20 protein-coding genes are annotated in these 23,393 nt (G+C 65.6%); 4 read left to right on the top strand and 16 right to left on the bottom strand.

Translation table 11 applies throughout. The features are described 5' to 3' along the window. From JSV65_01710 to JSV65_01700, 3 genes are all read left to right on the top strand, one after another. The coding region (locus JSV65_01710) for a hypothetical protein (GenBank protein ID UCH35094.1) at positions 1-3,691 on the top strand (3,691 nt) is incomplete at its 5' end. Positions 3,692-4,042: 351 nt separating this feature from the next. Beyond that, positions 4,043-5,137, top strand: coding sequence for an aldo/keto reductase (locus JSV65_01705; protein ID UCH35093.1), 1,095 nt, complete (start codon positions 4,043-4,045; stop codon positions 5,135-5,137). A gap of 13 nt (positions 5,138-5,150) precedes the next feature. Beyond that, complete coding sequence (locus tag JSV65_01700; protein ID UCH35092.1) at positions 5,151-6,176, top strand: Gfo/Idh/MocA family oxidoreductase; 1,026 nt, start codon at positions 5,151-5,153, stop codon at positions 6,174-6,176. Between the two features lie 99 nt (positions 6,177-6,275). Here the strand turns inward: JSV65_01700 and JSV65_01695 are convergent, their stop codons facing one another. From JSV65_01695 to JSV65_01645, 11 genes are all read right to left on the bottom strand, one after another. Beyond that, a complete protein-coding gene (locus JSV65_01695; GenBank protein ID UCH35091.1) occupies positions 6,276-7,568 on the bottom strand; it encodes a sulfatase in 1,293 nt (430 codons plus the stop codon). A 78-nt stretch (positions 7,569-7,646) separates the two neighbouring features. Then, positions 7,647-8,399 carry a class I SAM-dependent methyltransferase gene (locus JSV65_01690; GenBank protein ID UCH35090.1) on the bottom strand — a complete coding sequence of 251 codons (753 nt, stop codon included), beginning with the start codon at positions 8,397-8,399 and terminating at the stop codon, positions 7,647-7,649. Between the two features lie 8 nt (positions 8,400-8,407). After that, positions 8,408-9,451 carry a 3-deoxy-7-phosphoheptulonate synthase gene (aroF, locus tag JSV65_01685; GenBank protein UCH35089.1) on the bottom strand — a complete coding sequence of 348 codons (1,044 nt, stop codon included), beginning with the start codon at positions 9,449-9,451 and terminating at the stop codon, positions 8,408-8,410. A 58-nt stretch (positions 9,452-9,509) separates the two neighbouring features. Then, on the bottom strand, positions 9,510-10,808 hold the full coding sequence (gene rho / locus JSV65_01680) for a transcription termination factor Rho (GenBank protein UCH35088.1): 1,299 nt from the start codon (positions 10,806-10,808) through the stop codon (positions 9,510-9,512). Positions 10,809-11,628: 820 nt separating this feature from the next. Then, complete coding sequence (gene hpt, locus JSV65_01675; GenBank protein ID UCH35087.1) at positions 11,629-12,171, bottom strand: hypoxanthine phosphoribosyltransferase; 543 nt, start codon at positions 12,169-12,171, stop codon at positions 11,629-11,631. A 143-nt stretch (positions 12,172-12,314) separates the two neighbouring features. Continuing rightward, entirely contained in the window at positions 12,315-13,937 is a 1,623-nt protein-coding gene (gene groL, locus JSV65_01670) for a chaperonin GroEL (GenBank protein UCH35086.1), read from the bottom strand. Between the two features lie 53 nt (positions 13,938-13,990). Continuing rightward, entirely contained in the window at positions 13,991-14,275 is a 285-nt protein-coding gene (gene groES, locus JSV65_01665; protein UCH35085.1) for a co-chaperone GroES, read from the bottom strand. Positions 14,276-14,446: 171 nt separating this feature from the next. Further along, positions 14,447-16,936: a leucine--tRNA ligase gene (locus JSV65_01660; GenBank protein ID UCH35084.1), complete on the bottom strand. Its 2,490-nt coding sequence runs from the start codon at positions 16,934-16,936 to the stop codon at positions 14,447-14,449. A 67-nt stretch (positions 16,937-17,003) separates the two neighbouring features. Continuing rightward, positions 17,004-17,861 (bottom strand): hypothetical protein, encoded by an 858-nt coding sequence (locus JSV65_01655; protein ID UCH35083.1) that lies wholly within the window; start codon positions 17,859-17,861, stop codon positions 17,004-17,006. A gap of 41 nt (positions 17,862-17,902) precedes the next feature. Next, positions 17,903-18,400, bottom strand: a complete 498-nt coding sequence (locus JSV65_01650) for a zinc ribbon domain-containing protein (protein ID UCH35082.1) — start codon at positions 18,398-18,400, stop codon at positions 17,903-17,905. 116 nt (positions 18,401-18,516) lie between these two features. Next, the gene (locus tag JSV65_01645; GenBank protein ID UCH35081.1) at positions 18,517-19,299 is read right to left on the bottom strand and encodes an isoprenyl transferase; all 783 of its coding nucleotides are present in this window, start codon (positions 19,297-19,299) and stop codon (positions 18,517-18,519) included. Between JSV65_01645 and JSV65_01640 the strand changes: the two genes are divergently transcribed. After that, the gene (locus JSV65_01640; protein UCH35080.1) at positions 19,298-19,489 is read left to right on the top strand and encodes a hypothetical protein; all 192 of its coding nucleotides are present in this window, start codon (positions 19,298-19,300) and stop codon (positions 19,487-19,489) included. The two genes, JSV65_01645 and JSV65_01640, sit on opposite strands and share 2 nt — an antisense overlap. A 61-nt stretch (positions 19,490-19,550) precedes the next feature. Here the strand turns inward: JSV65_01640 and frr are convergent, their stop codons facing one another. The 5 genes from frr to JSV65_01615 all read right to left on the bottom strand — a co-directional run bounded on the left by frr (position 19,551) and on the right by JSV65_01615 (position 23,311). Beyond that, positions 19,551-20,120, bottom strand: coding sequence for a ribosome recycling factor (gene frr / locus JSV65_01635; GenBank protein ID UCH35079.1), 570 nt, complete (start codon positions 20,118-20,120; stop codon positions 19,551-19,553). Next, positions 20,117-20,887, bottom strand: a complete 771-nt coding sequence (locus tag JSV65_01630) for a UMP kinase (GenBank protein UCH35078.1) — start codon at positions 20,885-20,887, stop codon at positions 20,117-20,119. Before JSV65_01630 ends, frr begins: the two co-directional genes overlap by 4 nt. Next, the gene (gene tsf / locus JSV65_01625) at positions 20,887-21,489 is read right to left on the bottom strand and encodes a translation elongation factor Ts (protein UCH35077.1); all 603 of its coding nucleotides are present in this window, start codon (positions 21,487-21,489) and stop codon (positions 20,887-20,889) included. The genes JSV65_01630 and tsf overlap by 1 nt, the downstream gene beginning before the upstream one ends. A 197-nt stretch (positions 21,490-21,686) precedes the next feature. Beyond that, complete coding sequence (rpsB, locus tag JSV65_01620) at positions 21,687-22,568, bottom strand: 30S ribosomal protein S2 (protein UCH35076.1); 882 nt, start codon at positions 22,566-22,568, stop codon at positions 21,687-21,689. A gap of 512 nt (positions 22,569-23,080) precedes the next feature. Next, positions 23,081-23,311 (bottom strand): hypothetical protein, encoded by a 231-nt coding sequence (locus JSV65_01615; protein UCH35075.1) that lies wholly within the window; start codon positions 23,309-23,311, stop codon positions 23,081-23,083. Between the last annotated feature and the right edge of the window lie 82 nt (positions 23,312-23,393).

Genomic DNA, 23,393 nt, shown 5'->3' with positions numbered 1-23,393 from the left:
GTACTACGATACCCACCCCGAGGAGCGCGACCTCATCCGCGACCTCATCCGGGCGGGACGGATCGGCACCGGCGGATCGTACAATGAGCCCACGGAGAAGCTCATCAGCGCCGAGGGGATCATCCGCAACATCGTCTACGGGCGCTTGTATCACGAGCGCGTGCTGGGCGATCAGCCGCTGGTCTATGCCCCTTGGGATGTCTTCGGCCACTGCGCCCAGTTGTCTCAGATACTGGCGAAATCGCGGTTCGCCGGGTGCATCTGGTCGAAGCACATCTACGGCTTTCACCCGGTCTTCTGGCACCAGGCGCCCGACGGAACGAAGATGCTCTACCGCCGACTCAGCTACTCATATCGCTCCGAGGGGCCGGAGGACCTGCTCTACCGTATCAACAAGCAGCGCGTGGAGCTTCAGACCTACGGCCTGAACTGCGATATCCGCATTGATGCCGGCGATTTCAAGCCGCCCACTGCGTGGATGGCGGGCATGACGCAGGCGCTGCGCGACGGCACGCCGAGCGTTGACGTCACCGGCTCAGGGCAGACCAGGTTCATGCTCGACCTCCACCAGCGCATCAAAGAGCACGGGTTGCGCGTACCCGTGACGGCGCGGGATATGGAGTACCACCACCAGGGCACAGCGATCACGCGCGTCCAGTTCAAGATCGGCAACCGGCTGGGGGAAAACGCCGTTATCAACGCGGAGAAGTTCGGGGCCGTCGCGAGCGCACTGGGCGCGACGTACCCCGACGTCGCGCTCGACAAGGCATGGCGCCAGCTTCTGTTCAACCAACACCACGACGGCATCACCGGCCCGTGCTGCGACAGATCATACCTCGATCTCATGGCGTCGTATCGCGAGTCGCTGGAGCTGGCGACGGAGACGCTCGATTCATCGCTCAGGTACATCGGCTCGCTGATTGACACCGCCGGGCCTGCGCCCGACCCCCGCGCGCTCCCGCTCGCCGTGTTCAATCCACTGAACTGGACGAGAACGGACGTCTGCCGCGCGACGGTCGAGCTGCCGGCCGGATGGGACGGGTTCGCGCTGCGCGACGCGGCCGCGGAAGAAGTGCCTGTCGAACTGGTATCGAGTGTCAAGCGGCGCCGTCGCACGCGAGTCGAGTTCCGCTTTGTCGCGTCCGACATCCCCTCCATCGGGTACCGCTTGTTCTACGTGACGTCCGCCGAAGAGATGCCTCCGCAGCCGGCGAGCAAGCGTGGCACGGCGGTCGAGAATGAGTTCTTCCGCCTCCGCGTGGACCGCGCGCACGGAGGCATCGTGAGCTTGTACGACAAGCAAGCGCGCCGCGAGTTGGTCAATGTCGAGCGCGGGCCGGGCAACGAGCTGGTCGCGCTCGCCGAGAACGCGACGCGCCGCGAGCCGCCGTGGGAGGTGTGGACGACGGGTCCCAAGGCGTTCTCGCGCGATTACCCGGCCGAGGCCGAGGTGCGCCGCGGGCCGGTGAGCGCGTCGCTCGTCATCCGGGGCGAGATGAAGGACTGCGCGCGCGAGCAGGAGATAACCCTGTACCGCGGCCTGCGGCGCATTGACTGCGTCACTCGACTCGTCAACTACCGCGGCAAGCACGATCTGTTCGTCGTCACCTTCCCGTCGGCGCTCCAGGGCTGCGAGCCGGTGTTCGAGGAGCGCTGCGCGGTCGTGACGCGCAGGAAGAGCAAGGGGTATCTCGATTTCCGCACGGCGAGCAATCAGAACGCTTCGGAGTGCGGTTTGCGCTCGGCCTATCAGTGGTTCGCGCACAGCTCATCGGCGCGGCTGCGGATGGGCGCGAAAGGCGCGGCGAACGCGGCGTCTTTCGCGCTGGGCATGGTCGCCCTCGTCATCCCGCATGATGACTCAACCGAGGACGCGGCCTACGCGCTCCAGTCGCGGCTCGTCGGCAAGGGCATCTTCTGTACGCCGCTCCACGATGACCTCGACCGGCGGCGGCGCGCGCCGCTCGAGATAGAGGACTGCACGCTGCCGAAGAATCTCAATGACGACCTGCGCTACGGCACAAGCTTCCGCATCGCGCTCGATGTCAACGGCGGCAATCGGTTCGCCAAGAAGCTCGTTGGCCGCCTCTCGGACACCGCGCGGTCGCGCTTCGAGAGGCGCCGCGAGAAGGACGGCTACGCCTTCGTCTTCATGCTCGACGACGACGTGCCGGCGGGGTGGGCAGCGGTGCCGACGCTGATTATCTCGGCGCTCGACGACGCCGCGCTGCGACGGGGCATTGACTACATCACGCGCGATTTCGCCGACTCCGCGGACATCAACCTACCGGCGAATGTCAACGCCTCGGGCTCTCGCGAACAGGTGGACGATTACACGCTGGCCATCGCCAACCTCGGGAATATCATGACCAGCATCGAGTCCGACAACACGATGGTGCTCGGCCTCATGCACACCTCGGCCTGGGGTGGCACGCCGTGGGGCAAGGACCGCTTGCCGTGGTTTATCGTCCCGGAGCACAAGACGCACGTCTATCCCTACGCGTTCTATCCGTCACCCGGCGACTGGCGGGCGGCAGGGACCTATCGCGTCGGCTACGAGTTCAACAACCCGCTCATGGCTGTCGCGCTCGATCGGCACGCGGGCGCATTGGCACCGACCATGAGCTGCCTCGAAGTCGAAGGCGACGGTCTCATCGTGACTGCCCTCAAGCGCCACGGCAATCCCACGGCGGGCTTCGAGGGAGCGGCGCCGGTGGACGACCCCGGCGTGACGGTGCGCTTGTACGAGGCGCTGGGCAATGGCACCGACGCTTGCCTGCGGTGGTTCACGCCGCTCGGCGCGGTATGGGAGACGAACCTACTCGAGGAACGCCAGCGCCCGGTGGATGTGTGTCCGGGGTCCGGCGACTGTGCGCGCGACCACGTGGGTCGCTTCGTCATACAGACCTACAACCTTCGCTTCCGCCCGCCCGAGGTCCGCGGTGAACCATGCCGCCTGGGCCGCGAGATCGAGCCGGTGCAGCCCATGCATTTCCGCCACTGGGATCACAACCTGGGCGAGGCCCCGCTCGGCTACAGCCCCGTCTCGGTGGTGCTCGAAGGTCAGGTCAGGACCGGCATTCACATCCGCCAGGGCGGCGTGACGACGAACGAACTCACGCTTGGCGTGTGCAACAATTACCTGGACCGGCGCATCCGTGGTCGGGTCGAACTGGTCGTCCCGGAGGGATGGAAGACGGTTCCGGAGTACGTGGAGTATGACCTGGGGCCGAACGAGCACATGACCCGCACCGTGTTGCTCTGCTTCATGAGTGGTCAGCGCTCGGGGTTGGTCAAGGCGCGGCTGACCCACGAGGGGCAGGTGTACCAAGATGTCGTCGAGGTCGGCGATGCGCCGCGTATCGAGTGGGACGTGGAGAACCTGGAGGGCAGGATTGAGGCGCGGCTGCGCAACGTCGGCGACGACGCGATAGAGGGCGGCCTGGCCCTCATCACGCCGATGGAGATGTGGGGAGCGGCGGCCGGTGATTTCGCGCTTGCCGAATCTCACTCACCTGTGAGGGGATTCGCCTTGAAGCCGGGCGAGGAAGCGACCTACGGGTTCGACGTCGCGGCGCTGGGACCGGCGAGCGCCTTGCCCGACTACTGGGCAGTGGTGAAGCTGTTCTACAACGGACGCGTTGACTACAGGTACGTGCCCGGGCTGAACATCCCTGCTCCTGAAGACTGACCGTGCGGTAGTGCCCTTGGGCTGTCGCGAGCCGGCGTGCGCTCATGGCCGGTGGCTTTCCGCCGGAGCATTGTCGGCACCCACGGCAGGCCGAAGGGCGTCCGCGGCGAACACAATACTGGCAATTCGCAGCATTCTGCCGCGCCACTGATCCAGCATCGACCTCGGATCGCGCGGACGACAACCCGCGCGGAGAACGGGCGCCTTCCCGCCCGCCGGGCGAATCGTGACCGGTGTCCGACGCGCGTCGAGCGCATCCCGGCCGGACACGACGACACCGCCCGCACGGACGAGCAATCGCGGCACGAGACGCTCGGCCACTCCGGTTCTCGCGGCAATGAAAGGCAGATAATGCAGTATCGCGATTTCGGCAACACAGGTGTAAAGGTCTCGTTACTCGGCTTCGGCGCGATGCGCCTGCCCGAGAACGAAAAGGAGGCGGTGGCGGTGATGCGCCGCGCGTATGAACTCGGCGTCAACTACTTCGACACCGCTCCGGGCTACGGTCACAACGGCAGCAGCGAGGTGTTCGTCGGCAAGGCCATCGGGGATATTCGAGACAAGGTGTACCTGTCCACGAAGAACCCGATAGAGGATGCCTCGGGCGACAACTTCAGGAAGCGACTGGAGGACTCGCTGCGGCGACTCGACACCGACTATGTTGACTTCTATCATATGTGGGGCATCAACTGGAAGACGTTTGAGGAGCTGATCATGGCTCCGAACGGGCCGATGGCGGCGGCCGAGCGCCTGCGCGAGGACGGCATCATTCGCCACATCTCCTTCTCGTTCCACGACAAGCCCGAGGCGCTGCTGCGCATCATAGACTCGGGGCGCTTCGAGAGCATCCTGGTGCAGTACAACATTCTCGACCGCGCGAACGAGCCCGGCATCGAGCACGCGCGGCGCAGGGGGTTGGGTGTCGCGATCATGGGTTCCGTCGGCGGCGGGCGGCTGGCGGCGCCTTCGGCGCGCATCCGGAGCATGCTAGCTGGCGGCACGAAGACCACCTCGGAGATGGCCCTGCGATTCGTCATGTCCAACCCAAATGTCAGCACCGCGCTGTCGGGCATGGGCACGATCCAGATGGTGGAGGAAAACGCCGCCGTCGCCTCGCGGGAGGAGCCCCTGACGGCCGCCGAGCGCCAGAAGGTGCAGGAGATACTGGACGAGAACAAGCGCGTGTGCGACTTATACTGCACCGGCTGCAAGTACTGCATGCCGTGCCCGAACGACGTGGATATTCCGAGCATCTTCGAACTCGTCAATTACTATCGCGTCTACGGGCTTGAAGCCTATGCCCGAGAGCACTACGCGGGCATCGTGAAGTCCGCTAAAGGCGCCGACCAATGCGTCGAGTGCGGCGAGTGCGAGGAGAAATGCCCGCAGAAGATCCACATCATGGATCAGCTGCAGGAGGCGCATCGGACATTGTGCGCGGAATGACGGAGGCCGAACAATGAAGTACGGCTTCGGGCTGGTGGGGTGCGGCACGATTGCCCCCGTGTTCGCGGCGGCGATCGAACAGCTCGACAACGCGCGACTGGTCGCGGTGAGCGACGCCGTTGAGGACCGAGCCCGCGCGCTCGCCGAGCGCTTCGGCGCGGACTGGCACGCGAGCTACGACGAGTTGCTGGCGCGCAATGACGTCCAGGTCGTGAGCGTCCTGACGTGGAGCGGCATGCACGCCGAGATGGGCGTCGCGGCGGCGCAGGCGGGCAAGCACGTCTTGACGACGAAGCCGATTGACGTCACGTTGGAGAAGATAGACCGGCTCGTCGAGACCTGCCGCAGCCGGGGCGTGAAGCTCGCAGCGGTGCACCAGGTGCGCAGCTCATCATCGTTCGTCCGGCTCAAGCGAGCGATTGACGACGGCGCGCTCGGGCGGATTCACTTCGGCAACGCGTATATTCCGTGGTGTCGCACACAGGACTACTACGACAGCGCTCAGTGGCGCGGGACGTGGCGATGGGACGGCGGCGGCTGCCTGATGAATCAGGGCATTCACACCGTGGACGTGCTCCAGTGGCTGGTCGGCCCCGTCGCTGAGGTGCAGGCGTACACCGATACGTTGGCGCACGAGATCGAAGTCGAAGACGCAGCCGCGGCAGCGCTGCGCTTCGCGAACGGCGCCCTGGGTGTGATCATGGGCAGCACGGCGGTGTGCAAGGGTCTGCCCTCCCGCATCGAGGTGTTCGGCGCGAACGGGAACGTCGTTATCGAGGGCGAGGACGTCATACGGTGGCAGGTCGGCGATGAGGAGACTTTCGCTCCGTTTACCGGCGCCGCGGCGGGGGCGACCGATCCGAAAGCCGGCTTGATGAACGCCATCCCGGGACACGTCGAGCAGATCGGCGATTTCGTGCGCGCCATCGAGGAGAATCGCGAGCCGATGCTCAACGGCGAAGAGGCACGCAAGGCGGTCGCGCTCATCCTCGCGATCTACGAATCCGCGCGCACGGGCAAGGCGGCACGACCGGGATAGCCACGCTGCGGCCGGACCCGCCGGCAATGCGGAGTGCGTGGCCTGGAGGTGCGCACCGCCACAGAGACCCGCCCCATTGCCGCTGCGCATTCTCAAGCCCTACTGGCCCAACGACCCTTCGTTCCGCTCCTTCCGGAGGTACGCGTGCGCGAGCTGGCGTTCACGGGCGAACCGGCCCGGCTCATGCAGCGTACCCGCGGTGATGTCCTGGGCCAGCAGTGGGTCTTCTGTGTGTCCGGCGGCGGCGAGGCGCTCGCCCACCCACGCCGCCATGCGCGCCTCAAGCTCGTCAGCCAGTTCCGGTTCGACGTCCACGATATTGAACTGCTCCAGCGGATCGACGGCGAGATCGTACAACTCGCGGCGCGGGGCTGAGTCGCCGGGATCGAGGTTCAGTTTCAGCTTGTGCGTCGCCGTGCGGATACCGCGCTGCTTCTGATACGTGTTCTCCATGAAGTGCACGGCGTCGCGCACCGAACTCACGTCGCCGCGCATCACCGGGGCCAGGCTTTCGCCGTCCACCGCGCGCGCCAGCTCCCACCCCGCGAGACCGGCGAGCGTAGGCAAGAGGTCCGGCTGCTGAACCAGCGCGTCTGACCGACCTGTTGGCACAACCCCCGGCCATCGCATCACCAGCGGAATGCGCAAGCACTCGTCGCCGAGATCAATATGGCTGACATTGAAGCGATGGCCGCGCACGAGGCGATCCTCCCCCATGATCTCGCCGTGGTCGGAGGTGATGATGAGAAGCGTGTCGTCGTAGATGCCCGCCGCGCGCAGCGCCTCGACGATGCGACCGATCTCGCGGTCGGCGTACACGATCTCACCGTCGTAACGCGAGACGACATCCGCCAGCGGATCGCTCTTGTCCCACGTCGCGTGCTGGCAGTCATCCGGCGGCTGGTACGGCGCGTGCGGGTACCAGGGATGGTAGAAGAGGAGAAAGTCGTCTGCCGCATGCTTGTGGATCAGGTCGCACACCAGGTCGCAGTTGGCGGATTCGTGAGCATTCGGATCCTGGGCGTACTCGTACATGTCGTAGGCGCGGCGAAACCAGGGGTAGAGGCGCCAGCGCTCCTGCCAGCGGTCATAGAGATTGTCCACGGCCAGCGTGACCAAGCCATTCGCCTTGGCGATTCCAGCGACCGTCGGGGCATCTTCGGGCAAATCCACGCGCGTCCAGTGACCGGTGATAGCGGTAGTCTCGGGATAGCAGCCAGTGAAAAGCGCTGTGAAACCCGGGTGAGTGCAATTGCTCACTGCGAAGCAGTGACCAAGCACGAACCCTTCCGCAGCGACGGCATCGAGGTTCGCACTCGTCGCGCTGTGATATCCCCAGCACCCCAGATGATCCGCGCGCAACGTGTCCACTGCGATCAACACGATCTTCATGCCGCACCTCCGCGATTGCCCCCGGCATCCCGTTGCTTCGGCCTCCGCCGATCCGCGCTTATCGGCGTCAACCCGAGGCTAGTCCTGCCCAGTCCTGCGCGCGACGTAGAAGATGCGCTCCGATTTCGGCCCCGGCGGGAGGAAGGTGTAGGCCTCGTACAAGCCTTCGACGAGGAAACCGGCCCGTTCGAGCCCGTCGGCGACCTCCTCGACGCTGTGGCTGCGCTGATAGTGCGTCTCCTCGAAATGATCGCCGTCGTCGGTCCAGAATTCCATGTCAATGCGCGCGACGCGGGCATCGCGATCGTACCGGCTCACCCAGCGATAGCGCACCGGGCGTCCCGGCGACAGGTTCTGCTGCGTGAACATCTCCTGCTCGAACGAGTAGATCGTGTTGAGGTCGAAGATGAACAGCCCCCCTGGAGCCAACGCCGCGGCGACGGAATCCAACGCCCGTTGCAGCCGCTGCGGATCGAGGATGTAGTTCAGGCTGTCGTAGAGGCAAACGGCGGCGTCGAATGAAGCGCGCGGGACGTCAAGGTCGGCGACATCGCCGTGCACGAACTCGACGGCGAGGCCCGCCTCCTGCGCCTTGCGCCGCGCTTCCTCAAGCATCGGCTCCGAGATGTCCACGCCGTTGACTCGGTAGCCGCGCGCCGCCAGCAGAAGCCCGACCGTCCCCGTGCCGGTGGCGAGGTCGAGGACCGTCCGCGGCGTCGCCGCCATGTGGTCGAAGATCTCCTCAAGGTAGTCGGCCCACATGGCGTACGGAACGTTCGCCATAAGCGCATCGTAGCAGCGGGCGACTTTGGTGAAGGCGGGCGAGGGCATCGCGCGTCCTAGTGCGCGCGGCGGGCCGCGGGCACGCGCCTGCCGACGGCTCGTGCGATCTTCCCGACGCCACGCATCATGGCCGCGAACTTGGGCGGCTCCAGGCTCTGCGGCCCGTCGGAAAGAGCGGCGGGCGGATTGGGATGCACCTCGACCATCAGCCCATCGGCGCCGGCGGCGATTGCCGCCTTGGCGAGCGGCGTCACGTAGCGCCAATCGCCCGTGCTGTGGCTGGGGTCGAGGATGACCGGCAGATGCGACAGGCGTTTGAGCACCGGCACGGCGTTGATATCGGTCGTGTAGCGCGTCGAGTCCTCGAACGTCGTGATCCCGCGCTCGCACAGGATGACGTCCCGGTTGCCCTCGAGCATGATGTACTCGCACGCCATCAGCAGGTCCTGAACGCGGCACCCGGGCCCGCGCTTGAGCACGACCGGCTTGCCGCACTGGCCGACGCGCTGCAGCAGGCGGAAGTTCTGCATGTTGCGCGCGCCGATCTGTACGATATCGGCGTAGCGCATCACCATCGGGAGTTCGTGCGGGTCGAGCACCTCGGTGACGATCGGCAGACCCGTCTCCTCGCGCGCCCGGGCGAGCATGTCGAGCGCGTCGAGTCCGAGACCCTGGAACGCGTAGGGCGACGTGCGCGGCTTGAAGGCGCCGCCGCGCAGCAGGTTGGCGCCGGCGGCTTTGACTGCGTGGGCTACTTCCAAGATCTGCTCGAGCGACTCGACGCTGCACGGCCCGGCAATGATCGCGAGGCTGGGCCCGCCGATGCGCAAGCGGCCGACTCTCACTATCGTATCGTCGGGACGGGTCTGACGCGAGGCGAGCTTGTACGGCTCCGAGATGAGCGCGACGCGCTCCACGCCCGGCATGCTGGTGAAGCGGTCGGCAAGCGTCGCCTTCTCCGCGTCCATCGCGCCGAGCAGCGCGATGACCTTGCGTTCGACGCCTGGGTTGACGAACGCCCGGAAGCCGGATTCCTCGACGGTCTCGATGACCGCCTGGATCTCGTCCGGCGTCGCCTCTCTCTGCATTATGATGACCATCGGTGTCGGGCGGGGTCCCTCCGGAGGACGGGGCGGGGCCGGCGCAAGTGTTGGTTGACTATTCGCCGTTCTTCGGCCGCAACTCCTTCTCGACCCACTCGAGGAATGCCTTGTTGGTTGCGGTCTTATGGAGCCCGGTAAGCAAGAGTTCCGTGGCCTGCACCGTGTCGAGCGCATTGAGCACCTTGCGCAGTTGCCAAACGCGGCGCAGCTCGTCCTCGCTCATCAGCAGCTCTTCGTGACGCGTCCCCGAGCGGCGGACGTCTATCGCGGGGAAGGTGCGCCGGTCGGACAGCGTGCGATCGAGGACGAGTTCCATGTTGCCCGTGCCCTTGAACTCCTCGAAGATCATGTCGTCCATGCGGCTGCCGGTGTCAACCAGAGCGGTGGCGACGACGGTGAGGCTGCCGCCCTCCTCGATGTTGCGGGCGGCGCCGAAGAAGCGCTTGGGGCGGTAGAGGGCGCTGGGGTCGAGGCCGCCGGAGAGGGTGCGGCCGCTCGGGGTCACGGTGAGGTTTGACGCGCGGGAGAGTCGGGTGATGCTGTCGAGGAGGACGACGACGTCTTTTCCATGCTCGACGAGGCGCTTGGCCTTTTCCAGGCATAGCTCCTGGACCTTCATGTGGTTCTCGGGCAGCTCGTCGAAGGTGGAGGATGCCACCTCGGCATCCACGGAGCGCCGGATGTCGGTGACCTCCTCGGGTCGCTCGTCTATGAGGAGCACGATGAGCACGGCCTCCGGATGGTTGGAGGTGATGGCGTTGCCGATAGCCTTGAGCAACATCGTCTTGCCCGCCTTGGGCGGCGACACGATGAGCCCGCGTTGGCCCTTGCCGATCGGGCATACCAGGTCAATCATGCGCCCGGAGATCCCTTTCGCTTCGGTCTCCATCTGCAGACGCGTGGTGGGGTAAATCGGGGTCAGGGCATCGAACGGGACGCGGTGCTTGAGCGTCTCGGGGCTCTCGCTGTTGACCGCCTCGACGCGCAGCAGACTATAGTAACGCTCACTGTCCTTGGGCGGCCGGACTTGCCCGGTGACCGTGTCGCCCGTCTTGAGGCCGAAGCGCTTGATCTGCGACTGCGAGACGTACACGTCGTCCGGGCTCGGGAGATATCCGTGGACGCGCAGGAACCCGTATCCCTCCTGCAGCGTCTCGAGCACGCCTTCCATGAAGATATTGCCGTTGTGCTCGGCCTGCGCCTTGAGGACACTCAAGACGAGATCGCGCTTGTTCAGTTTCTGGACGCCCGAGATCTCGAAGCCCTTGGCGAGATCGTGGAGTTCCTCGACCGTCTTGCTTTCGAGGTCCGACATCTCCAGAGTGCGGGTTCTGCTTTCTTCAGTCGCGCGCATGGTGATTACGCTCCTCCACATGCGGGGTCGTATAGGATTTCGGGTGTTACCGGCACGCAGACGCTCCGGAACTCGTGTGCTGGTGGCGTCATGCGCCTACGGCTCACAACTGCAACAGAGCCGCGTTGCTCGACACTGCTCCGGAATGGGGTTCATATCGTGTCTCGGACGCCCCGGCAAGCCCGAGATTCCTCCGGCATGAGGTCCTCGACCACGATCTTCCGACTGCCAGCCACTCCGGTCTCACAGGATACGCGTCAAACACGATTCACCAGTTTGGGAACCTGGGGTAACACAAGGACCTCATCAATCGATGCCAAAGCCAGGGACATGCCTCAGGTCAGACCAGGTCCATTAGCAGATTGCGATGCATCGTATGTGTTTCCGGGCGCAGCCCTCGGCGCAGGCTTGGTTCGAGGTGAACACAAGCCGGGCGCCAGACGCGATAGGGAATGGCGAAACGCGGCCCTCTACCGCAGGCCAGATCGGAAGATGCTCAGAGAGTCTTGGGTGTCACTGGAACTCAACTATGGGACTTGCAGGCGCCCAGAACTCTTTCCGGACGAGGTGTTGCGGGTGTACGGCCACCGCCCGGCCATTCTCATTGCGGCCCAATCGCTGCTCCGGGGATACAGCAAAGCCGCATCGCGAATAGCACACCCCGTTAGTGGGTGCCACCTATGCAGCCCTGCGAGGCTATGATACTATACCACACAAATGCGCAAATGTCCACACAAATTCCGCGGCGGTGCCCGCATTTTCTCGATCCCACGCCCGCGGCGACGCTCTGCCGAGTGGGGCGCCGTCGGGCCAACCGCAACTAGGATCCCCGGTACACCTCGGGCTTGAGCACGGCGACGTAGGGCAGGTTGCGATAGCGCTGGGCCAAGTCCAGGCCATACCCGACCACGAATTCATCCGGCACCTGAAAGCCGACGTAATCCAGTTTCACGTCGACCTTGCGCCGGCTCGGCTTGTCGAGCAAAGCCGCCACCGCGAGGCTCGCGACGCTGCGATTCTCGAAGTTCTCCAGCAGATAGCGCAGCGTCAGTCCCGTGTCAACGATGTCCTCGACCACCAGGACGTGCTTGCCTTCGATGCTGGAGCCCAGGTCCTTGAGCACCTGGACCTCGCCGCTGGAAACGGTGGCGTCGCCGTAGCTCGACCACTTCACGAAGTCCACGCGCACCGCAATCGGCAGCGCGCGCATCAGATCGGCGAGAAAGACCACGGCCCCGTCGAGCACTCCCACGAGCACCGGCTCGCGCCCTCGGTAATCCGTCGCGATCTGCTGCGCCATCTCCTTGACCCGGGCTTGGATCTGCTCGGCGGAGAGCAGCACTTCCTTCACGTCGTTGTCCATGCGAAGTCTCGCGCCGCACCGGCAAACGTCCGCGGCAGCAACCGCACGTCGGAATCGAGTACGGCGGCACACGGCAAGCCGCACCCGGCATCCGGCAGAGCGGGGGGCGCAGCACATGTGCGGCGCTGCCCGCCGCCGCCCGATTAGTACGGCGGCATCCCGGGCTGACCCGGGCCCGGCGCCGGCGGCGGCTCCTCCTCCGGCATGTCCGCAACCGCCGCCTCCGTGCACAGCACCATGGCGGCGATACTCGTCGCGTTCTCCAGCGCGCTGCGGGTCACCTTCGCCGGGTCCACGATCCCGGCCTCCATCATGTCAACCTGCTTCTCGCTGACGACGTCCATGCCGTGGCCCTTGGGGAGATTCTTCATCCTCGCCACGACGACCGAACCTTCCATCCCGGCGTTGTTGGCGATCTGCCGTGCGGGCTCCTCCAGCGCACGACGCATGATGTTCACGCCGATCGCCTCGTCGCCTTTCAGCTTGACTTGCTTCAGCACCGGAATGGCGTTGATATACGCGACCCCACCGCCCGGGACGATGCCTTCCTCGACCGCCGCGCGTGTGGCCGACAGCGCGTCCTCCATGCGATGCTTGCGCTCCTTCAACTCCGTCTCCGTCGCCGCGCCGACGTTGACGACGGCGACGCCGCCCGCAAGCTTCGCCAGCCGTTCCTGGAGCTTCTCGCGATCGTAGTCCGAGTCGGTCTCCCCGATCTGGCGCTTGATCTGCGCGATCCGCCCCTGGATCGCCTCGGCGCTCCCCTTGCCCTCGACGACCGTGGTATCATCCTTGGTGATGACGACGCGCTTCGCCTGACCCAGCATGTCAGTCGTCACGTTCTCGAGCTTCACCCCGAGGTCTTCCGAGAGGAAGGTGCCGCCGGTCAGTATCCCCAGATCCTCGAGCATCGCCTTGCGCCGGTCGCCGAAGCCGGGCGCCTTGACCGCGACCGCGGTGAAGGTGCCGCGCAGCTTGTTGACTACCAATGTCGCCAGCGCCTCGCCGTCCACGTCCTCTGCGACGACCACGAGTGCGCGCCCCGAGCGCATGATAGTCTCCAACACCGGGAGCAGATCGGGCGCGGCCGAGATCTTCTTCTCGTAGATCAGGATGTACGGATTGTCGAGCACCGCTTCCATGCGCTCGGCGTTGGTGATCATGTACGGCGAGATGTATCCCTTGTCGAACTGCATCCCTTCTACCAACTCGAGCGTCGTCTCGGCGCTCTTGCTCTCCTCGACGGTGATGACGCCGTCCTTCCCGACCTTGTCCATCGCCTCGGAGATGACATCGCCGATGCGCTTCTCGCGTGCCGAGATCGTCGCCACCTGCGCGATCTTCTCCTTGGTCTCCACCGGCACGGCGATCTTCCTGATGTACTTGACCACGGCGTCCTTCGCCGCGTCCAATCCGCGCTTGACAAACATCGGGTTCGCGCCGGCCGCGACGGCCTTCAGCCCCGCGCGCGCCATTGCCTGTGCCAGCACCGTCGCCGTCGTCGTGCCGTCGCCGGCGACGTCGTTGGTCCTAGATGCCACTTCCTTGAGCAACTGGGCGCCGAGGTTCTCGAAGCGGTCCTCCACCTCGATCTCCTTGGCGATGGTGACGCCGTCGTCAATGATCGTCGGCGAGCCGAATTTCTTCTCCAGCATGACGGTGCGCCCGCGCGGCCCCAGGGTCACGCGCACCGCGTCCGCCAGCGCGTTGATCCCGCGCTCCAACGAACGCCGCGCCTCCTCGCTGTATGCCAAGTCCTTTGCCATTCCTCAAATCCTCCTCGTCAACTTGCGCCTGCCCCGCGCTGCGCGCCCGGGCTCTACTTGACTATCGCCAGGACGTCGCTTTCCCGCAGGACCATGTACTCCTTGCCCGCTATCGTGACCTCGGTGCCGCCGTACCTGGAGAACAGCACCGTATCGCCTTTCCTGACCTCTGGCTTCGCCAAGTCGCCGTTGTCGAGGACGCGGCCCGGGCCCACCGCTACGACCTTCCCCTTCTGCGGCTTCTCTTGCGCCGTATCGGGAAGGAGAATCCCGGACGAGGTCTTCTCCTCGGCTTCCGTCACCTTGACCACCAGACGATCAGCAATCGGCTTAATCATGCCTCTGCCTCCTTCAAGAGCCGTTCCCGGCTCATGGATGTCTGCGCCAACACGGTAGTATAACGCGGCATGCTGCGGTTGTCAAAACCCTGCACGTTGCTGACCCCATCACCCCGGCATCTCACCGCGGCCTGCGTGCCCGATGAAGATATCGGCCGATGCGTTCCTGCGTCATGAGACCACGATATTCACAAGTTTGTCGGGCACGACGACGACGTTGCGCACGGCCTTGCCGGCGATGAACTGCTGCGCCCGCTCGCTGTTGAGAGCCAGTTCCTTCAAGCGCTCCTCGTCGGCGCCCGCCGCGACGGTGATCCGATCGCGCACCTTGCCGTTGACCTGGACGACGAGGGTGATCTCGTCCTCCCGGGCGAGTTCCGGATCCGCCTGCGGCCATGGCGCGCTGAACAAAGACACCGACCGCCCAAGCAGGCCCAGGCGCTCCGCCAGTTCGTCGGCGAGATGCGGCGCGAACGGGGACAGCAGCACCGGCAATGTCGCCATCGCTTCGCTCACCGCGGCGCGATCGCCCGCCGCCGCGTCGGGCAGGTCGGCGACGAATTGCGACATCTGATTCACCATCTCCATCAGCGCGCTGACCGCGGTATTGTGGTGAATCCGCTCAATCTCCGCCGTGACCTTGGTGATCGTCTGATGCGTCTTGCGCCTGAGGGCGGTTCCGGCGAGGGAGGGCTTCTCCGTCTCGAGCGTTTTCGCCCACGCCGCGTCGAACGCCGGGAGCACTGCGCTGAACAGGCGCCACACGCGCCCGAGGAAGCGGTAGATCCCCTCGACTCCCGCCTCGCTCCACTCCGCCGGCTCGCCCGGAGGTGCGATGAAGAGAATGAACAGGCGCGCCGTATCCGCGCCGTAACGCGCGCACATGCCGTCGGGCGACGGATTGTCGCCGCGGGTCTTGCTCATCTTCTTGCCGCCGAGGCCGACCACGCCGTGGTTGAACAAGCGCGTGAACGGCTCCTCGAACTCGACCAACCCCAGGTCGTGGAGCGCCATGCAGAAGAAGCGCGCGTAGATGAGGTGCATGGTCGCGTGTTCGCGTCCGCCGATATAGAGGTCAACCGGGAGCCAGTATCGCACCTTGTCGGCATCGAACGCGCGCTCGCTATCGTGAGGACTTGCGTGACGGATGAAATACCACGATGAACACACGAATGTGTCCATCGTGTCGACCTCCCGCCGTGCCTTGCCGCCACAGCGCGGGCACGTCGTGTTGACGAATTCCGGCACCGCTTCGAGCGGCGACCCACCCTTGCCGGTGAACGGCGCGCGCGGCGGCAGGAGCACCGGCAAATCCTCCTCGGGCACGGGCACCGTGCCGCATGTGTCGCAGTAGATGATCGGGATGGGTGCGCCCCAGTAACGCTGGCGCGAGATGAGCCAGTCACGAAGCCGGTAGTTGACGGTGCGCTTCCCGATCCCGCGGCGCTCCATGTCCTCCGCGATCTTGACCCAGCCCTCCTCGCTCGGCAGGCCGTCGAAGGGCCCGGAGTTCACCTGCACTCCGGGGCCGACATAGGCTTCCGTCATCGTCTCGGGGTCGAGCGCGGTGCCCTGCGGGTTGATCACCACGCGGATCGGCAGGTCATAGCGTTTGGCGAACTCGAAGTCGCGTTGGTCGTGCGCGGGCACAGCCATGATCGCCCCGGTGCCGTAGCCCATCAGCACGTACTCGGCGACCCACACCGGCACCTGCTCTCCCGTCATCGGGTTGATCGCGCGCGCGCCAGTGAAGACGCCATCCTTGGCAGTGTCGGCGATGCGCTCCAGTTCCGGCTTGCTGCGAGCCTGCTCGCGATACGCGTCAACCGCAGCCCACTGCTCCGCTGACGTTATCTCGTCGACGAGAGGATGCTCCGGGGCGAGCACCATGTACGTGATGCCGAACACCGTGTCGGGTCGCGTCGTGTAAACGGTCGCCTTGCGCGGCGAGTCGGCGATCGCCATGTCGAACTCGACGCCCTCGCTGCGCCCAATCCAGTTGCGCTGCATCAACTTGACGTCGTCGGGCCACTCAATCCTATCGTGCCCCTCCAAGAGACGCTCCGCATACCGCGTGATGCGGTAGAACCACTGCTCCATCTCCTTCTGCTGCACCGCCGTATCGCAGCGCTCGCACGACCCACCGATGACCTGCTCGTTGGCCAGCGCCGTCGCGCACGACGGGCACCAGTTCACCGGCGCTCGTTTCTTGAATGCGAGCCCGCCCCTGTAGAGCTGCAGGAACATCCACTGCGTCCACGTGTAGTAGTCGGGCTGCGACGTATTAACCTCGCGGCTCCAATCGAAGGAATACCCCATGCGCCGGTACTGCTGCTCCATCTGCGCCACGTTTCTCGCGGTCCATTCCGCGGGATGGATGCCGCGTTTGATGGCGGCGTTCTCGGCGTTGAGCCCGAACGCATCGAATCCCGTCGGATGGAGCACATGCTCGCCGCGCATGACGTGATAGCGTGCCACGACGTCGCCGACCGTGTAGTTGCGCACGTGGCCCCAGTGCAGGTCGCCGGAGGGATATGCGAACATGTCGAGATAGTAGAACTTGGGCTTCTCGGAGCGGTCGGGCACCTCGAAGAGTCGGGCGTGCGCCCAGCGCTCCTGCCACTTCGGCTCGATCGTCTGTGGCTCGTACTTGTCCGTCACTGCCTCCTCCTCGAATGGGCGTTGCGACAAGCACCACCCTCTTGCCGCTGCCGCCACGGGCGATGCATCAGCTGAGCACTCTCGTGATCCACCACGCCAGGCCGATGATCCCCGCCACGGCCAGCGCGGCGTAGAGCAGGGCGAACTTCTCGGCACGCGAGAAATGGAAGTATCGCCAGTTCGCACCCACGACGGCGAGGCCCAGAAACGGCAATCCCGGGAGCGCCGCCAGCTGCAGCAGCCCGAACACCACCGGCACCGTCAGGAACACGGCGAACAACGCCCACAGCGTGCCGCGCCGGTTCATGCCCAACCGGTACACGGCCGCCACGAAGATTCCCATGAAAAGGAAGTCCCCGATGCCGATCGCGCCGAGCAGTTGCACGGGCACTTCGGCCGTTGCCCCCGGCACTGCCGCGGTGAGGTGCCTCACCACTTCCGGCGCCTTTCTCGCCATGATCGAAACGAAACCCCAGTAGACGCCGTAGGTGTCAACCGCGGCGGCGGCAACCGCCACGGGCACGATCATGTTGCGTTCCTTAATCACCCGCGAGACCAGGATACCGAAGAAGATGGCCGCGGCGAAGAGGAACAGATCCCCGACGAGCGACACCTTGGCGATCTTTGCCCCCGCAGACACCAAGCCGCACAACACGACCAGTCCGAGCTGCGCCTTCCACGACAGCGGCAGTCGCACTATCAGGCCGACCAGCACCACGGAGATCGCGATGAACCCGATGCCACCCGCAATCGCCAGCGCGGTCGCCGCAACCAGATTCAGCCCCGGCCGCGCGGCTTGTGCGCCGAGCAAGCCCACGAGCAGGAACGCCGCAGCAGCCAGCGCCAGCAGTTGCGCGGCGCGCATGCCGTCGCCCGCGCTCGCAGCCGATACCTGCCCGGACTCGTCCTCGGGGGTAATACTCATTGGAGATCTTCAACCGCGCCCGGCGGCGACCGCGCGACACATCATCCGCCCGGTCGCAGCACGAACACCCCAACCATAAGCAGGATGAAACCGGCAACGCCGACCACCGACCATAATACGATGGCGTAGAACGCGAGCAGACTCTCGTCCGGCATCAGCGCCGCCTGGTATCCCTGCGCCGCGATCAAGCCGCGGGCGATGGCAATCACCATCAGCGCCATGCCGAGCGCCCGGCACGCGAAGGACAGCGACAGGATCCGCGCAGTAGCCTGCGCCGGCCGCACCACGACGCGCCGCGCGCGCGTTCGCAGGCGTCTCTCCTCGGGTAGACGCGGCCCGCCCTCATCCCTAAGCCGGGCGTCAAGGTGAGTGCCGCAATTGGCGCAGACAAGCTCACTTTCCCGCACCGGCATTGTGCACTCCGGGCACACGCCTGCGACCTGACTCGCCCCGTGCAGCCATTCGCCGCAGGCCCAGCAGTGCTGCAGAGCGCGGGCGTTCTCCTGCCCGCAGCGCGGACACTCCATGATTACCCGCATACGCAGCTATCCCGCGCCCGGCGCCGTCTAGTCAGCCCCGGCGGCACATCACTCCCAGAGCGGGCCGTGTGCCGCACCAGCCGTGGCATCCGTCCAGCGCGTCGCGGGCGACGGACTCATAGCAGGTCATCCTGCAGCCCACCGAACTTTCGCGTCCTGCGCTGGTATTCCACCACGGCTTGGAGCAGATGCTCGCGCCGGAAATCTGGCCACAGCGTCGGCAGCACGACGATCTCGGCGTAAGCGATTTCCCACAGCAGGTAGTTGCTCACGCGCGCCTCGCCCGCCGTGCGAATGAGCAGGTCCGGATCGGGCAATTCCGGGGCGTACAGGAAACCGGCGAAGACCTCCTCGGACACGTCCTCGCCGCGCAGGCGCCCATCGGCGACGGCCTCGGCGACCCGCCGCGCCGCATCAACTATCTCCGCTCGCCCACCGTAGTTGATCGCAAGGTTCAGGCGCAAGCCATCGTTATTCGCCGTGACGCGCTGCGCCTGCGCTACGGTCTCCTGCAGTAACTCAGGCACCGTTTCGAGGCGCCCGATTGCCTGCACGCGTACGTTTTTCCCGTGAAGCTCGGGCAGCTCCACCTGTAGTCGCTCCGCGATGAGGCGCATTAGCCCCTCTATCTCACGCGGGGGCCGCACCCAGTTCTCCGATGAAAACGTGTACAGGGTCAGCGCCTCAATTCCCAACTCGGCGCATTCCTCAATGGCAGCGCGGACGCTCTCGGTGCCGGCCTCGTGGCCGGCGAGACGCGGCAGCGACCGCTCCTCCGCCCAGCGGCCGTTGCCGTCCATGATGACGGCGATGTGGCGAGGCAATCGCTGGTCGTCAACCATTGTCCGCAGCTCCTCGTATGAGGGGAGCGCGGATGCCTGGGATGAGTGTGATTCCATGTCCGTGGTCTATTCGGCCGAGCTGGCTGGGCGTGGGGTCAACTCGACGCTTGCGGCGACTACCAAGGCGACGGTACGCGGGCCGGTCACGTTCTGCCTGACGACCCTGGGCGGCCCTGTCGGCGCCCGCGACGGGGGCGCGGTTGGCGCGACTTCGCCGATTCGCCATCCGGCGGCGGCCGCTTGCTGACGTGCCTGCTCCAGCTCAAGGCCGATCAGAAGCGGAGGCTGCGGCCCACTGTCCGCCAAGCTCAGACCTCCATGATCTCGGCTACCTTCGCCTCGTGCAGGTGGTTGATCTCCTCGATATGGGCGTCGGTGGTCTTCTGCACGTCTTCCTGCGCGCGCTTGGCGTCGTCCTCCGACACATCGCCCGCCTTCTGCAACTTGCGCAACTCCTCAATCGCGTCGCGGCGGATGTTGCGAACGGCCACCCGGCCCTCCTCCGTCTTGCGGCCGACGACCTTGGCCAGATCCTTGCGGCGCTCCTCGCTCAGCTCGGGCACCGGCACGCGCAGGATATTGCCATCGCTGGCGGGGTTGAGGCCGAGGTCGGATTGCGTGAGCGCGTTGCGGATCGCCCCGATTAGAGTCTTATCCCACGGCGTGATGACCAACAGCCTGGGTTCGGGAGCGGCTATCGTCGCGAGTTGAATGAGGGGCATTCTGGTCTCGTATGCCTCGACCATGATCTGATCCACCAGGGCGGGGTTGGCCCGGCCGCTGCGGATGCTTGCGAACTCGCGCCGTATGCCTTCGATGGCGTGGTCCATGCGCTGCGCGGTTTCGGACATGATCTTAGGTACCGGTTCCGCCGTCATCTGCGTTCTCCCTCGCCGCTCTCGTCGCGGCGCGGCAAATCAGACGCCGCCGCGGACGAGATGATGCTGCCGATCGGCTCGCCCAACACGACGCGTTTGAGATTGCCCGGCTCGCGGATATCGAAGAGGATAATCGGCACGCCCGTCTCCTGGCTCAGCGACACGGCGGTGGCATCGAGCGCCTTGATGCGCAGATTGAGCGCCTGCATGTAATCGAGATGGGCGAGCCGACGCGCGCCCGTGTCGAGCTTAGGATCGCGATCGTAAATGGCGTCCACCGTCGAGCCTTTGAGGATCGCCTCCGCTCCGACCTCCGCCGCGCGCAGCGCCGCCGCAGTGTCGGTCGTGAAGTACGGACTCCCGGTGCCTGCGGCGAAGATGACGATGCGACCTTTCTCAAGATGCCGAATGGCGCGGCGCCGAATGTACGGCTCGGCCACTTCGTGCATCTCGATGGCGGTCTGCAAGCGGGTATCGGCACCGATCCGCTCCAGCGCCTCCTGGAGCGCGAGCGCGTTGAGGACGCTGGCGAGCATGCCCATGTAGTCCGCCGTGGTGCGCTCAATGTCGTACGAGCCGGAGGTGCGCGCGCGGAAGATGTTGCCGCCGCCGACAACCACGGCCGTTTCGGAGCCGGTGTCGTGCACCTCCTTGAGCTCCTGGGCGAGCCGGTGCACGGCGGCTGGATCGATGCCGAAGCCCTCACCGCCGGCGAACGCTTCGCCGCTGAGCTTCACCACAATGCGCCTATATTTGGGCGCGCTCATCATCCCTCGCATTCGCCGAGCTGGAACCTCGCGAAACGCCGGATGCGGACGTTCTCGCCCGTCTTCCCGGCAAGCTCCTTGCGCAAATCCTCGATGGTCTTGTCCGGGTCGCGGATAAACGGCTGCTCCAGCAGACAGACGTCCTGGTAGAACTTTTCCAGCTTGCCCTCGGCGATACGCGCGAGTATCTTCTCCGGCTTGCCTTCGCCCAAGGCTTGCGCGCGATAGATCTCTTTCTCTTTCTCGCGCACCTCTTCGGGCACGTCGTCGCGGCCCAGGTACACGGGCTGCTGAGCTGCGATTTGCATCGCCACGTCGTGAGCGAAGGCCTGCAATTCCGGGGTACGGGCGACGAAGTCGGTCTCGCAGTTGACCTCGACCAAGACGCCGATCTTGCCACCAGCATGCACGTACGACGCCACCGTGCCGTCGGCGGTGGGGCGTGACTCGCGGCGCGCCGCGCGCAGGATGCCCTGCTCGCGCAGAATCTCCACCGCTCGATCCATCTCCCCTTCCGCCTCGGTCAGGGCACGCTTGCAGTCCATGACGCCCGCGCCCGTGCGCTGGCGCAGGTCTCTCACTTGCTCCGGCGTGATTGCCACACAGACCTCCTCAGGAGCTTTCGTATCGCAGAAGTACCGCACCCGGCCCGGAGCGCAATACGCGCGCCATTCCGGAACTCATGTCCCGCGGGCCCTGCGCCGCGCAACGGCGCATATCCGGCGCGGCGTGCTGAATCCTCTCCCGGTGTTGAGAACTGATTGGACGAAGCGCAACGGCGGGCTCGCGCCGCGCGCTATTACTCCGGGGCCTGCTCGGCCACTGGCTTCTTCTCTTCCACCAGAGCGTCTTCGGCCGCGAAACCTGGCTCCTCCTCCGCCAGATCGGCAACCGACACCGGCTCTGCCTCGGCCGCCTCGGCCTCGGCTTCCGCCGCCTGAGCCGCGGCTGCGGCTGATTCCTCGGCCTCTGCCGCAGCCTTGGCCTCCAGGGCCTCGCGCTCCCGCACGCCTTCCAGCGCCGCGTCCGATATCTTGGATGACATCAGCCGGATCGCCCGTATTGCGTCATCGTTGCCGGGGATGGGGTGGGTCACCTCGTCGGGGTCGCAGTTCGTGTCCACGATAGCGACGACCGGTATTTCCAGTCGCCGCGCTTCGAGCAATGCGATACGCTCCTTCTTCACGTCAACGATGAAGGCGACGGCGGGCAGACGATCCATGCCCTCGATCCCCGACAGTATGCGCTCCAGCTTCGCGAGCTGATCGAGCATGCGCGCGCGCTCGCCCTTGGGCCGCAGCTCGAGTTCGCCTTCGTCGCGCATGCGACGCAGTTCCTTCATCCGCTCTACGCGCCGGCGGATCGTCGTGAAGTTGGTCAGCATACCTCCGAGCCAGCGCTGGTTGACGTAAAACATGCCGCACTGGGTGGCGGACTCGTAGATTGACTCCTGAGCCTGCTTCTTGGTGCCGACGAAGAGGACGCGGCCGCCTTCCGCCGCCTGCTGCCGGACGAAGTTGCATGCATCCTCCAGCATCCGCACGGTCTGGTGGAGATCAATGATGTATATGCCGTTGCGGCCCCCGTAGATGTACCGCTTCATCTTCGGGTTCCACCGCCGCGTTTGATGGCCGAAATGAACCCCCGCCTCCAGGAGTTCCTTCATGGAAACTAGCGCCAAGGGCTTCTCTCCTTTGGAAAATCCGCTGGCAAAAAAAGCGTGTAAGGCCCGTGCCGGCACGCCCCAGGCGCGCCCTCAGGCCCGTGCCTTACACAGCCAGGCGCGATGCTCTCAGAAGTCTATCATAAAACCCATGCCCACGCAAGACTAGCGAGGGGCGCCGGGCCTGCGCAGGCACGGCCCCGCCGGTGGTCGCAACCGGCCCGATCGTCATGGGTGGTGGGCGACGTGCGGGCGTGGCGCAGGTACCGCCCCAACACGGCACCGCCCGTCGAGGACGCGCCCGAGTCGCAAATGCGGCCGTCACGCGGCACCGCGGATGTGCCGACGAAGGCGCGCGCGCCAGCCCCGCCATGAAAAAGGCTCCCCCCGCCAACCGCGGGGGGAACCCTCTCGGCCCGGGCGCCACATCCTCAGATCTGTCCGACCGTACCCGACGCCGTCGTCCGGCCGTGCCGACAAGCCCGTGGCCCTCTACGATACCGATAGCCCTGCTGCCGCGCGACTATGCCCTATACTCGGCCCTCGCACAACCGTTTCATATAGTCCAGATAGTGCCGAACCAGGTAGCACCGCTCCAGTTGGTCCGCATCGGTACACCACGCCTCAAGCTCACACAGCGCGCTCGCCGCGTCAGCCGTCAAGCTACGCACGACGTTGCGGAACGCCCGCAGCTCATCCTTCGGTGAGAGTGCCGCCGCGGCGCTTTCGGTTGCCGCAGTAGCGGCCAGTGCCTGATGCATTCGTCTCTGCCTTTCTCCTGTCGCCCTGCCCTATGGGCTGCGCTGTGCTACCTGATCCAGCCGCGGAGCCTCATCGCCTCGG

Source organism: Armatimonadota bacterium (genome assembly GCA_020354555.1).
Lineage (GTDB): Bacteria > Armatimonadota > Hebobacteria.
This window is presented reverse-complemented; position numbering and strand designations above follow the sequence as displayed.